The organism is Lysinibacter cavernae, from assembly GCF_011758565.1.
GTDB lineage: Bacteria > Actinomycetota > Actinomycetes > Actinomycetales > Microbacteriaceae > Lysinibacter > Lysinibacter cavernae.
Map to the genome: position 1 here is coordinate 1,684,915 of NZ_JAAMOX010000001.1, position 12,337 is coordinate 1,697,251.

Consider the following 12,337-nt stretch of genomic DNA (forward strand, 5'->3'; position numbering starts at 1 on the left):
TCAGACCTTCTCGAGCATCGCTTGTCCAACAACAATGACAACCACTGTGACCAGCAGCCATGGCATAACCACGAGGCCCTGCTTACCTATCCGGTCCCGCAACAGTGCCCAAACGGTAAACCCCAAAAGAGCGAGCCCAACCAGAATCGCGGCACTGGTCGTGAGGAACATCCCGCTGAACATCCTTGACTGGTTGAATGCGTGGCACCCGTCGTTTGCCCAGCAGAAGCTCGAAACCTGCCATAACACCTCAAGTACGACAAAGATCAGCCCCGCGAGCACCGCAACGCTCAGTATCCGTATCGGGACCAACAGGCGAGCGGACCGCGTTCGCTCATCAGCCAAGGGCGCGTTCGGGTGCTCACCGCTCATGCCGTTTTACCGCTCCCCGCGATGCGATATTTTGCCGCAATCGTCGAGCACCATGCCGCCGCCTCGTCTGGCAGCGTTGGCCCGTTGAAATACTCAATGCTCAGCAGCTGGAGGCTGTGCTTCACCTCGTTGGGCGTGGGGAAGGGCTCTGCGAGGAAACGCTGATACTCATCCTGTTGTTCAAGGCACACGGTGATCGCGCGCACGTAAACGTCTTGGGTGCGGGGCGCGCCAACCTCGATGAGCATATCCTCAACCGCGCTCAGCCCTTCGCCCTTGAGGTTGTAGAGCAGCTGGGCGAACCCGCCCTTCGTCACCTGGTAGTCAACGTCATTCGCCAGCCGGATCGTCTCGCTTAGCCCGGCATTCGCGAGCGTAGCTGCGGTGTCAGGATCATCAAGGGCGGCAAAGAGACTCGCAAGCGTCGGCTTCGCTGCGTTGGGTTGCTGACGTCGGAACCAGTTCACCATGGGCCTATCGTATGCTCGTGTACTCGAATGTGTTGATTCATCAGTAAAAAATTTCCTTGAGATCGGTGGATGCTTGCTGGGCAGCTGCCTCAACCGGGCAGACTGGCTTCGACCATGGACGAGCCGGCCCACCAGAACAGCAGGATGCCGACGCATCCAAGGACCGGTATCCACCAGGCCGCTCCCCCGCGCAGGTTCAGTCGAATCGCGAATACGGTTCCGAGTGTCGCGGCGAGCAGAGACCCGGCGACCATCACGACTTGCCCGGCGGTGCCGAGGTCGGTGTTGCACGGGGCCGAGCGAGGGCTTGCGCAGCTCGATAGGAGAAAGCCGTGCGCAAATCCGACAAAGACGACCCAGAGGGCGAGGACTGCCTGCAGCACGCACAACAGCGCAAGAACGACACCGTGCGTCCGTTTCATGTTGGCTCCGAGCGAGTAGTTATTTGGTTGAAAGGGCGGTGGCCCGAGCCTGTTATAGGGGGGAGCTCGGGCCACCGCAACATCCTCAGAACGGATGCTTATCTGGAAACGGGTTGGCCATAGGGAAGGCGCAACCCAACCGTGGAGGAGTCGTGGGGAACGATCTCAACCACTCAATAGATAAGACACCGATGAGCCGCTTCGGTTACGCGATGTCCCAAAATATTTTTTGGGCGTACCGGCAAACAGGCCAAATCACGGGGCGCTGAAGTCATTTCTGTAGAGCTACGTAATGAGACGCGCCTCAGCACGTCATAACAGGTGCGGCTCACACGGAGTCGCACACGCATGACGCGCCAACCACGGCGCCTCAACAGAAAGCCACACAATGTCTTCTTCGACGTCCGCCCCCATTCCGGCCGCCCAAACTTCCCCGAGCTTCGGCTCCAAACTCGCCGCAGAAACCACAGGCACATTCCTCCTCGTCTTCGGACTCATCGGAACCGCCACCTTCGCCGCAACCCTCGACGGCGGAGCAGCCAGCGTCGGCACCCTCGGCGCCTGCCTCGCACTCGGCTTCGCCGTCATCATCGGTGCCTACGCCTTCGGCCCCATCTCCGGCGGCCACTTCAACCCAGCCGTCACCCTCGGCCTCGCCGCCGCAGGACGCCTCCCCTGGAAAGACACACTCCCCTACATCATCGCCCAACTCATCGGCGGCATCATCGCCACAACCCTCATCTACCTCCTCGCCCTCGGCGGACCAGACGGCTTCGCCAAAACAGCAACCGACTCAGGCTTCATCTCCAACGGATTCGGCGACCAATCACCAGGCGGCTTCGGACTCACCTCAGCCATCATCATCGAAACCATCTTCACCGCCATCTTCATCTACGTCATCCTCGGCGTCACCCACACCCGCGCCGCAGCAGGATTCGCCCCCATCGCCATCGGCCTCACACTCACCCTCATGCTCATGATCCTCATCCCCATCGACAACGGATCAGTCAACCCAGCCCGCTCCATCGCAACCGCCATCTACGGCGGACCAGACTGGCTCGCCCAAGTCTGGGTCTTCATCATCTTCCCCATCCTCGGCGCCCTCATCGCAGGCTTCAGCTCACGACTCATCTTCGACCGCGTGACCTCGCGCTAAGTCACCACCGGTTAAGCAAGAACGGACCTGGCACTTGCCAGGTCCGTTCTGTGTATATGCCAACGTTATTCCTTGGCCTTGTTTTTCTTGCGTTGCTTGTCGATGATCGCCCAGATAATGAGGACGATACAGCCGCCAACGGCAATGATTCCAAACATGATGTTCCTGTCGTGGGGATGGCTCATTCGCGTCGCTCACGGCACACGAATCTCATGGGTTAAGAGTGCAAAAAGCTCATGAGCTTACGCAGAACAGCCGAGTTTGTGGGCATCTGAGAATGACCTCGTGCTAAGCAGGTGGATTGCCACAACGTCTTTGCCTTCGATTCACTCGCGCGCACTCCACCCCAGTATCGTTGGCGACGTTTGGTCGGCAGTGAGGCAGTTGCCCCTCCGGCAACGGACATCCAATTTCCCCTCGACTCGAAAGACCCCCATGAACCGTGTCACACGTCAACCTGTCAGCCTCGGTGCTGCGCTCGGAGCATCCGTCGCAGTCATTGCCCTGCTTGGCGGCTGCGCTACCCCCGCTGCACCTGCGGCCACCAACACTGCCAGCCCGTCGCCCACCGCATCGCCGGTGTCGGGAAGCAACTCGACCGCGCCGGAGCGTACGAGCAAGGATGTTGTTGTCAACGGCGTCTCCATCCACACCGAATGCAGCGGCCCGACGGACTCTGGCAAGCCAACGGTTATGCTCATCACCGGAGCGATGAACCCCCTCACCGCAATGACCGACCTGCAGGATGAGATCGCAAAAGACACCCGCGTGTGTTCTTACGACCGACCCGGAACCGGGGATCTGCCGGCCCCAGAACAGACCCAAACCTTGCAGGATGCCGCTGCCCTGCTGCACTCCGTGACCGCAGAAATCGTCACAAGCGACTCGATCACCCTCGCTGGACACTCCTCTGGCGGAATGATCGCGGCGCAGTATGCAGCGGACTATCCTGACCAGGTCGCCTCGGTTGTGCTGATTGATGCAACGCCCGCTCGCGCGATCACCGAGATTCCGACGCTGATTCCCGAAACGGAGCCTGCAGATGAAGCTGCTGGAGCCTCGCGTGCCGAAATTCTGAGCATGACGAGCGGCGAGAACCCCGAGCGGATGATTCTGACCGGAGACCCACTCGCATCGATCGGGGACATCCCGCTGACCGTCATCCGCCACGGCCTCGACCTCTTCGCCGAGATCCCCACCTACGGCCCGCAGCTTGACGAGATCTGGGTCGCTGGCCAGGAAGACTGGCTCGCCCTCTCAACCCGCAGCAACATGATCGTTGCTGAGACGAGCGGACACTACATCTACGACGACCAGCTCGACCTCGTCGTGGACGCGGTCGTCGCGGCGCTCGGCTAAACCACCACAGCGCAGTCATCGGTTCGCCTGTCGTTGCGATTATTCGGTCGAATATTCGCAACGACAGGCGAACCGTTTATGACGGGCAGGGGGTCTGTCTACTGGCCCTTCACCGCGCGAAGGACCGCCTTCGGAGGCACCTCTGGGGCAAACCGGCGGAACATCGAGGCAAGCTCGCCAGGCGCTGCCGGCTGACCGTCAATCGCGCGCACGAGTCCGCTCTCAGGGATCGCCGCGTACTGCCCTCTGTTGAAGCTGGCGAGCACAAACCCGCGGAACACAGCCATCGTGGTCATCTCAGACAGGGTGAAGGTGATGGAGGTGCCACCCTGCGTGAACTGCACCTGCGTTCCCGTTACTCGCCAGACACCAGCTGGCTGCGACTCGTAGCGCTTGGCCGCCATCCGAAGCTTGACGATAACGGCACCCCACAGAATCAACAGAATCAACGCAATAAAACCGGGCACGGCAAATGAGCTTGCGGTCAATGGCCTGTCAGCGGCAAGCGGCAACAAAAGAGCGAAAATGGCGATACACCCGGCGATGATTGAGACCAGGATAAGGCTGCGGAACCCGGAACCCAGCCGGGATACCGCAATGGCATCCGACCACGACGGTCGAGTCTCATTATAAAAAATAGTCTGGTCGTTCACTAGCTACAGCCTTTATCTCGGTAGCCCCACACGCCCCATTCTATCTCCGGATATTCGCCAGCATTACTGCCGCGTCATCGCGATCTGCATGAGATGATTCGGATCGGCCAGGTGTGTGTGGTCGTCGTCACCGGCATCCAGCCGAAGCCAGGTGAGATTGCCGGTGAACTCGTTCCCGGTGGCCTCGTAGTCGTCAGAAACCGGCGAGGCGAGGTCTGAACCGATGTCGACGGTCTCATCCATCGAGAAGAAAAAGGGCAGCGTGCGGGTAATGCGCCCCTCCGCGAGCTTCGCATCCCCGTCAAACAGGGTGATCGTGCCGCCTTTGCCCAGCCCGCCACCGTCGTAGGCGAAGTGCGCACGCAGCTCGTGCTCGCCCGCCGCGAGCGCTGCTCCGGCCCTCGTGTATTCGATGGCCACTCCGCCGAGGTTATAGGCGAATGCCGGCGCACCGCTGTTGAGGTAGAAACTCCACCCTCCGTAGGCGCCGCCCTGCGCGATCAGCACCCCGTTGCCGCCGCCCTCCGGCAGCGTCACCTGCGCGGTCACCGTGAATGACTTATTTTTGATGTTTACGACCGAGTTTTCGCTCATCCGTTTCATCCCTGGATAGAACGTCTGGCTTGTTCCCTTCACAAGGGCCGGGCGGCCAACCAGCTCTCCGTTGAACCGCTCAGCCGAACGGGTATCCATCGGAAGCACGTTGAACCTGGCAGCTTGGATAAGGAAGAGCCGTTGCAGTTCGGCCAGCTTCTCAGGATGTTGCGCGGCGAGGTCGTTCGACTGGGTCCAGTCCTCTTCAACGTTGTAGAGTTCCCAAACGTCTTCATCGAGTCCGTGGCTTGACGCAAGCCACGGGTCCTTATGCTTGGCCACCGCCGTCCATCCGAGGTGGAAGATCGCCCGGTTGCCAAGCATCTCGAAGTATTGGGTCGTGTGCTGTTCGGGAGCCTCTGCATCGTCGAAGCTGTAGTTCATGGGGATGCCCTCGTATGGCCGCTGCGTCACGCCGTTCACGGTGTGTGGCTCGGGGATTCCGGCGGCCTGCAATACGGTCGGGGCAACATCAATGACGTGGGCAAACTGGTCACGTACCTCGCCACGAGCCGCAATCCCGTTTGGCCAGGACACGATGGTTCCGTTTCGCGTGCCGCCCCAGTGCGACGCGACCTGCTTGGTCCACTGGTACGGCGTATCCATTGCGTGCGCCCAACCAATTGCGTAGTGGTTGTAGCTACGCGGGGTACCAAGGTCGTCTTTATGCGCGATCTTGTACTCGTCAGTTTCGATGTCTTCCATGTGGTTGATCGTGAACCCCTCGTTGGTGGTTCCGGTCATCGTGCCCTCTGCGCTTGCGCCGTTGTCGCCGATGATGAGGTAGATGAGTGTGTCATCCAGTTCGCCAAGCTCCTCAAGCGCGTCGAGGAGCAGACCAACGTGGTGGTCGGCGTATTCGAGGTACCCGGCGTAGACCTCCATCTGACGGGCAAGTGTTGGTTTGATGGCGTCATCCATCTCGTCCCACGAGGGGATGCCCTCGTTGCGCTCGGTCAGCACGGCATCCTTTGGCACGACCCCAAGATCGAGCTGCCGGGCAAACGTCTCGTTGCGAATCGTGTCCCAACCCTGATCAAATTTGCCCGCGTATTTGTCGGCCCACTCTGCTGGAACGTGGTGAGGCGCGTGCGTTGCCCCGGGGGCGAAGTAGGTGAAGAAGGGCGTATCGGGGGCAAGGGATTTTTGTTGTTTCGTCCAGTTCACCGCTTTTTCGGTCATATCGGCCATGAAATGGTACCCCTGCTCCGGGGTGCCCCACGGCTCAATCGGCGAGGTGTTTTCGTAGATTGCTGGATACCACTGATTTGTCTCGCCGCCGATGAAGCCGTAAAAATACTCGAAGCCATTTCCTGGCGTTGGCCAGTGACCAAACGGGCCAACCGCGCTCGACTCCCACACGGGAACTTCGTGGCATTTTCCGAACTGGGCGGTGTTGTATCCGTTCAGTTTGAGCGTTTCTGCGAGCGGTGCGCAATTATTCGGGCGCAAGGAGTTGTAGCCGGGGGCGCTTGTGGCGATTTCGGTGATTCCGCCCATCCCAACCGTGTGATGGTTGCGGCCAGACAACAGCGCTGCCCTCGTTGGCGAGCACAGGGCGGTCGTGTGGAAGCGGGAGTACTTTATCCCCTGCGCGGCGACCCGTTCGAAGTTTGGCGTGTGCACCGGGCCGCCAAACGCGCTCGTCGCACCGAATCCACAGTCATCGATGAGGATGACCAACACGTTTGGCGCGTCCGCCGGCGGCTTGACCGGCGAGATTGGCGGGTAGTGGGTATCAGGCGAGGTCGCGTCATAGGTCACCGTTCCGGTGTAGGCCAAATCAGGAATTGGCAGGCTGGAACGTTGCAGGTGATCGGTGTTCTCGCTCATGAGTCAGACCTTTCAAGTTCGCGAACAGCTCGCGGAGCGCGGGAAGCTGTTTCTCCCACCAAGTAAGCCACCCAGGTCTGACGGATGCTTCACCCAGAACGGATGAAGGCCCTCCCGAGGAACCGCTTTGTAGACTTGGCTCATGGTGTGGGCGCTTGTGGTTGACGATGTCCTGCTCGGTGATTATCTTGCGGAGATGATGCACGAGTTGGTCGGCGCTGGGTACGACGTCTCCCTCATCCCGACCGATTCGCTCGCGGCAACTGGGGAAGGCTGGGCCGCCGGCTTCGGTGAGCTCGTTGATACTCAGGTGCTGCTGGATGCGTCCAGCGCGGCCACCTGGGAGGGCGCGATCGTACTCGCCTCGACCAGCCTGCTCGCAGAGCTTGAGCGGCCCTTGGCCTCGGTTACCGATGCTGCGGCGCAGGCCGTTCGGGTCGCTCGGGATGCCGGTCGCTCGGTTCTTATTGTGCCCGGCTGGGAATCAGACGGGGTCTCTCAGCAAACGTCTATTCGTGTGGTTCCTGCAACTCGGTGGCTCGACCCGAGCACCGGCACAACGGGCGACAGCTGGGCCATCTTGCCGGGGTTCGCAGGCATGACCTTAGACGATCTCGAACGCTTTGACCTGGCCTGGGTCTGTCCCGATTTCTGGCTTGCACCGTAACTCCGGCGAGCCGGATACTCGACTTCGTCGCACCTCCCCAAGAGACGTCCGGGTACGGCAGTGGCCCGCTATCGAGGTGATAACGGGCCACGTTCAAACCGGCAGTTAGCGGCGACGCACGGTGGCCGCCCTGCGAAGGCTGAGCACCATCCCGAGCGCAACAAGCCCAACGCTCAGCACAAGCAATCCGGTCGGCCACGGCTCACCAGTTGTGGCGAGCTGCTCAGCGGATGTGGCGCTCACCGCGGGAGCGGCGTCTGCGCCGGTCGATCCGCCAGACGCAGGCGCACTACCCGGCGTGGTCGGATCGCCGGGGGTGGCTGGGGTACCCGGCGTGGCAGGCGGGTCGATGATGGGCGGGTTAACCGGCAGATCCGTGTACACAAATCCACTCGTGTAGATGATCGGAGTCTGGGCAACGCCCCCAAAGGTCCATTCAAGAACAACATCAACCGGGCCAGCGGCATGTGCAGGGGTTGATACCTGCCAGATGCCGGGCGAAGTCTCAATCAGGGATGCGCCGGGGAGACCGTCAAAGGTCACTGCGGTTACGACCGTCTCTGGCGGAAGCGCAAGGCCGGCGGCCCGCCGAGGGCTGACCGTACCGTCGCCGAGTTCTCCAAAGCTATTCGCGCCCCAGGAGTACGTCTGCCCGTCTAGACCGAGTGCCAGCGAATGGTTATCGCCGGCAACAACCTGTGCGAACGTTGTCATGGCCGGGTCCGTTACGCGAACCGGAGTGAAGCGATCATCTATTGTGCCGTCACCGATGTAGCCGTGGAAATTTCGTCCCCAGCCAAAGGTCGAACCGTCGGTCGCAATAGCAAGCGTATGCCAGACACCAGCCGACACCGTACGAAAGGTCAGACCTGCGGGTACTGAGACCGGCCCCGGAGTAGAACGGTCGGTTTCTGTTCCATCACCAAGGCGCCCAGAGCTGTTGTCTCCCCACGAGTAGAGCTTGCCGTCTGATCCGATTGCTACGGCAAAGAGGTTTCCCACAGAGATGCTGCTGAAGGTCACGCCAACCGGGGTAAGGACACGAACGGGCAACGAGCTATCGACGTTCGTTCCGTTGCCAAGCTCACCCTGGCTGTTTCTGCCCCACGCGTAGGTCAGACCGTTCGAACCAAGCGCCATGGAGAGTCCGTCGCCAGCCGCAACCGTGGTAAAACTCACGCCTGAGGGAAGGATCACGGGTGTTGGCGTGGAACGAGGCGTTGTTGTTCCGTCCCCGAGCTGTCCGTTGCCGTTTGCGCCCCAAGCATAGGTGTTTCCATCAGAACCGATTGCCAAGGCCTGCATGTCACCGGCGCTCAACTGCGAAAAGGTGACTCCTGCTGGTCCTTGCACCTTCACGGGCACCAGGCTGTCCGTTGTTGAGCCATCGCCAAGCTGCCCAAAGTTATTCCGTCCCCACGTATAGATGCTGCCATCAGAGCCCAAGGCCAAGGCATACAGGTAACCAGCGCTCACGCTCGTAAAAGTTACCCCTTGAGGGGCATGAACCTGCACGGGAATGCTCTGAGGTGTGGTGGTCCCGTCTCCGAGGGTTCCGTAGTCGTTTGCGCCCCACGCGTAGGCGTTACCGTCCGAGCCGAGGGCAACAGAGAATCCGTTGCCTGCGGAGACCTGTGTGAACGTGACGTCCATGGCCGGAGCGGTCAGTTCGACCGCTGTGCCGCCAGTGACGGGTCCGGAGTCAGGCATCGGCGCGGCGAGCGCCGGCCCTCCTGCCAGAATCAACATCGCACCGGCCAACAGGCTCGAAAGCGCAACTCCAACGGGTTTTCGAATCATAAAACAGCTTCTCCTCACGAAACATGGCGAGCCAGCGGCGATTTCCCCTGGCAATCGACACAGACCTTCCACAGGCTAAAGAGTGATTTTGGGCCAATTCATTACGAATGTTTTGCGTGTGTTGTCAACACGAATCATGACCGGAGCAGCCCCAACACTCAGCTAGCGGACGCAATGAGCAATTTAGACTTATCCCATGGCAACAACCGCGGAGCTTCGAAAGCAGGTCAATCAGCTCGCCAAAACGCTTGCCAAGCAGCGCAAATGGTATGCGGGGGCAGAGTGGTGCGCGGTTGTTGCTCAACCGTTTTACTTCAGCATTCGCTTCGGCGTCCAGAAGGAAACGGGCAAAAAAGATACGTTCCGCCTCCGTACGGCGGTCGGCGTCAAACCGTTTGAAGCCGATGAGGTGCTGTGGGCTGTCCTTTTCCCAAATGAAGACATGGGCGGGCCGCGGCAGCGGGTGCGGATTCGGGCCAATGGGGCCTTCGCGACGCAGCCGCTTCAGTTGATTGAGTACACGGACCTGGTGAACGAATCCACCGTCGAAAAAATACTCACCGGCCGATTTACCGAGCTCGGGCATTCCATCGATGCCTTCATCGAGCAGCAACCTACGGTGTCGACATTTGCGGATGGCGTCGCCGGGCTTTTCGAGGCAGGCGACACTATGTGGCAGGGCGAAACGATGCTCGCCACCTCGCTGATTGCCGCGGACCGCAACGACGACGCGGTCGCCTACCTGCGCGGCCGCATTGCTGAGGGCGACCACGGTTCACTCGTGATCGGCGACGTGCGCGTTCACGATGCCCTCCTCGATTCCCTCACCTCGGCTCCGGCCGATTCTCGAAAGGACACCCTCGTGTTAGACGAGCACACCACCCAAGTCTGGACCAGCGTCGCCAGAGCCCTCCGCGCGGATGCACCTCCGGGAACCTCAGTTTCGCAATTCACCGGTTCGGCCGGCCCCTCATCGTGGGGCGGTTCATTTGACGACGACGGGGATGTATCGGCCAGGCATGATCTGCCCGACCGGCCTCGCGAGCGAGAGTTCATGGATGCCCTCTCAGCCGCTGCCAAGATGCAGCGTGCCAGGGGCGTTGCGGTACATATCAGGGTCGATGCGAGCGGCGCCGGACGGGTCACAGTTGTTGAGCGCCCGGATTCGGTTGAGTCAGGAGCGAGCGCGCCGATCAGCGCTGTCACCCGCGTTGACGGAGCCCTTCCCGAGGTCTTTCGGCGCGAGGCGGTGCTGCCGGCGGCCGGACGCGCGGCCGGCGGTGCTGCGGACGCTGCCGCCATTACCGAGCTCATCCAGCGACGGATGCCGGACGCGGTTGGAGCCTCCACCGAACTCATCGATGCGGCCGAGCAGCAACTCGGCGTCGCGCTGCCTGCCGAGGTGCGAGCTCTCTACAGCGCTGCCGGAAGCGGCGAACTCATCCTGAGCGATGACGAGGATGCCCCAGGTTTCTACGGGTTTGAGATCATCCCCCTCGACGACACCGACTACACCGACCTCCGGAATGCCTACACCCCGGCGAATCGCTTCCCCGGCTGGACGTACGGCGCATCAGCCGCGGCAGAGACAGCCCCTCACGGCGCGGTGCAGCCCCTCGCCGGGTCGCCGTATTGGTTCCCGATCGGCCACGACTGGGGTGGTAACGTCTACGCGGTTGATCTTGCGCCCGGGCCGGAAGGTGTTGTTGGGCAGGTGCTGTTCCTCGACCATGAGGTCATCGCCGGAGCCGTTCGCATCACTTCGAGCCTGACCGAGTTGCTGTTCAGCGATAAGGCACCTCGGATTCCAGGAGCGGATGCACCCAACCCCGTTGTCTACGTCAACGACCGTTCGGGTCGCACGGTCGCAGAGGCATCCGCCCTGCCCATTCAAGCGCTCAACATCGGTGTTGTTTCGGAGCCCGTCGACCTGTCTCCGCTGATTACCGGCAGCTCACCAGCTGCAGCGTCTCTCCGCAGCTTCGAGGCCGAGCCGGGAAGTCTGGTGGACCCCCTCCTAATCGCGCAGCTCACGGGGCTCGAGTTCCTCGAGCTGTCGCCCGCGGATTGGCAGGTCCTGTTTGACCACGATGCGGTCCCAACAACGCTGCTCGCCGCATCCGTGAACGGCCATGATCTGCTTGCCATCGTTGAGGTTTCGAACCGACTCCTCGCCGCGTGGTCGCGGCCACTCATCACAACTGCGGTGATCGAGCTGGAGCTTGGGCCTGAGGATGCCGTGGCCGCCACGGCTGGCAACGCCGCTGTTCCACCGGCTCCCGCGGTTGAGGCCGCGCGGCCTCCCAAACGACGCTGGTTCCGTCGCCGCTAGATCACCTCTCTCAGAATAGGACCCCCCATGTCGCCCACTCCCCCCTCACGTTCCCTCCGCTGGCTCGGCGCGCTGGCCACGGTTCTCGCAGCCTCAGGGTGCGCAGCGCCCCTCACCCCTGGGCCAGGCCCCTCAGCTGAAGTGGTACCGTCACCACAACCCGCAGAGATCTTTGCGAGCTTGGACTGCGTCGGAGCATCCAAAAAGGTTTCCGGCTCCGCCCGCGGGGCCGTTCCCAATAACTTTGACGCGGTGGAGGCCGTCTGGTGCGAGCCGGTTGCGCCCGTTGATGGCTTCGGGCTGCCGCGCCGGACCGATGACGTGGTTGCCGAAACCGACTTTGTGATTCACCGATCGGCAGACGTGGACACGCTCGTAGAGCTCTCCCGGCAGCCAAACGACCCCTGCGAAAACCCGGACCAGATGACTGGGCAGCAACCTCATTTTCTCCCGATCTATGTCACGGATGCCTCGGGTTCGGCAGCCATCATCGACTGGCCGATGACCAGCTGCTCACGCCAATACTCGGTTGACCGGGCAGAAATTGTCGAGCAGACGTTTGGCGTGCAGTTGCCAGAGGAATGGGACGGGGGCTGGAGCGGTTCATAACCGCAACATCCAGGCACCGCAACATCCCGACTCCGCGACAGGCTCGATTCGAAGGCGGGATATCCACGCA

At 61.3% G+C, this 12,337-nt stretch carries 11 protein-coding genes; 5 read left to right on the forward strand and 6 right to left on the reverse strand.

All coding sequences use genetic code 11. The annotated features are described in order from the left end of the window. From FHX76_RS07510 to FHX76_RS07520, 3 genes are all read right to left on the reverse strand, one after another. Positions 1 to 372: a hypothetical protein gene (locus tag FHX76_RS07510; protein ID WP_167149431.1), complete on the reverse strand. Its 372-nt coding sequence runs from the start codon at positions 370 to 372 to the stop codon at positions 1 to 3. Beyond that, positions 369 to 842 carry a DMP19 family protein gene (locus tag FHX76_RS07515; RefSeq protein ID WP_167149433.1) on the reverse strand — a complete coding sequence of 158 codons (474 nt, stop codon included), beginning with the start codon at positions 840 to 842 and terminating at the stop codon, positions 369 to 371. Before FHX76_RS07515 ends, FHX76_RS07510 begins: the two co-directional genes overlap by 4 nt. Before the next feature lie 89 nt (positions 843 to 931). Then, the gene (locus FHX76_RS07520; protein ID WP_167149435.1) at positions 932 to 1,264 is read right to left on the reverse strand and encodes a hypothetical protein; all 333 of its coding nucleotides are present in this window, start codon (positions 1,262 to 1,264) and stop codon (positions 932 to 934) included. Between the two features lie 388 nt (positions 1,265 to 1,652). Between FHX76_RS07520 and FHX76_RS07525 the strand changes: the two genes are divergently transcribed. Both FHX76_RS07525 and FHX76_RS07530 read left to right on the forward strand, forming a co-directional pair. Next, entirely contained in the window at positions 1,653 to 2,420 is a 768-nt protein-coding gene (locus tag FHX76_RS07525; protein WP_167149437.1) for an aquaporin, read from the forward strand. Positions 2,421 to 2,855: 435 nt separating this feature from the next. Continuing rightward, the gene (locus FHX76_RS07530) at positions 2,856 to 3,779 is read left to right on the forward strand and encodes an alpha/beta fold hydrolase (protein ID WP_167149439.1); all 924 of its coding nucleotides are present in this window, start codon (positions 2,856 to 2,858) and stop codon (positions 3,777 to 3,779) included. Positions 3,780 to 3,877: 98 nt separating this feature from the next. Here the strand turns inward: FHX76_RS07530 and FHX76_RS07535 are convergent, their stop codons facing one another. Both FHX76_RS07535 and FHX76_RS07540 read right to left on the reverse strand, forming a co-directional pair. Continuing rightward, positions 3,878 to 4,432: a hypothetical protein gene (locus FHX76_RS07535; protein ID WP_167149441.1), complete on the reverse strand. Its 555-nt coding sequence runs from the start codon at positions 4,430 to 4,432 to the stop codon at positions 3,878 to 3,880. Positions 4,433 to 4,495: 63 nt separating this feature from the next. Continuing rightward, entirely contained in the window at positions 4,496 to 6,859 is a 2,364-nt protein-coding gene (locus FHX76_RS07540; RefSeq protein WP_167149443.1) for an arylsulfatase, read from the reverse strand. A gap of 142 nt (positions 6,860 to 7,001) precedes the next feature. Between FHX76_RS07540 and FHX76_RS07545 the strand changes: the two genes are divergently transcribed. Further along, entirely contained in the window at positions 7,002 to 7,526 is a 525-nt protein-coding gene (locus tag FHX76_RS07545; RefSeq protein ID WP_167149445.1) for a hypothetical protein, read from the forward strand. A gap of 105 nt (positions 7,527 to 7,631) precedes the next feature. Here FHX76_RS07545 and FHX76_RS07550 read toward each other — a convergent pair whose 3' ends face one another. Beyond that, positions 7,632 to 9,326, reverse strand: a complete 1,695-nt coding sequence (locus FHX76_RS07550; RefSeq protein ID WP_167149447.1) for an RCC1 domain-containing protein — start codon at positions 9,324 to 9,326, stop codon at positions 7,632 to 7,634. Positions 9,327 to 9,522: 196 nt separating this feature from the next. On the opposite strand from FHX76_RS07550, the gene FHX76_RS07555 reads away from it, so the two are divergent. Both FHX76_RS07555 and FHX76_RS07560 read left to right on the forward strand, forming a co-directional pair. Continuing rightward, positions 9,523 to 11,658, forward strand: coding sequence for an SMI1/KNR4 family protein (locus FHX76_RS07555; RefSeq protein ID WP_167149449.1), 2,136 nt, complete (start codon positions 9,523 to 9,525; stop codon positions 11,656 to 11,658). 27 nt (positions 11,659 to 11,685) lie between these two features. Beyond that, the gene (locus FHX76_RS07560; protein WP_167149451.1) at positions 11,686 to 12,267 is read left to right on the forward strand and encodes a hypothetical protein; all 582 of its coding nucleotides are present in this window, start codon (positions 11,686 to 11,688) and stop codon (positions 12,265 to 12,267) included. Positions 12,268 to 12,337: the final 70 nt, after the last annotated feature.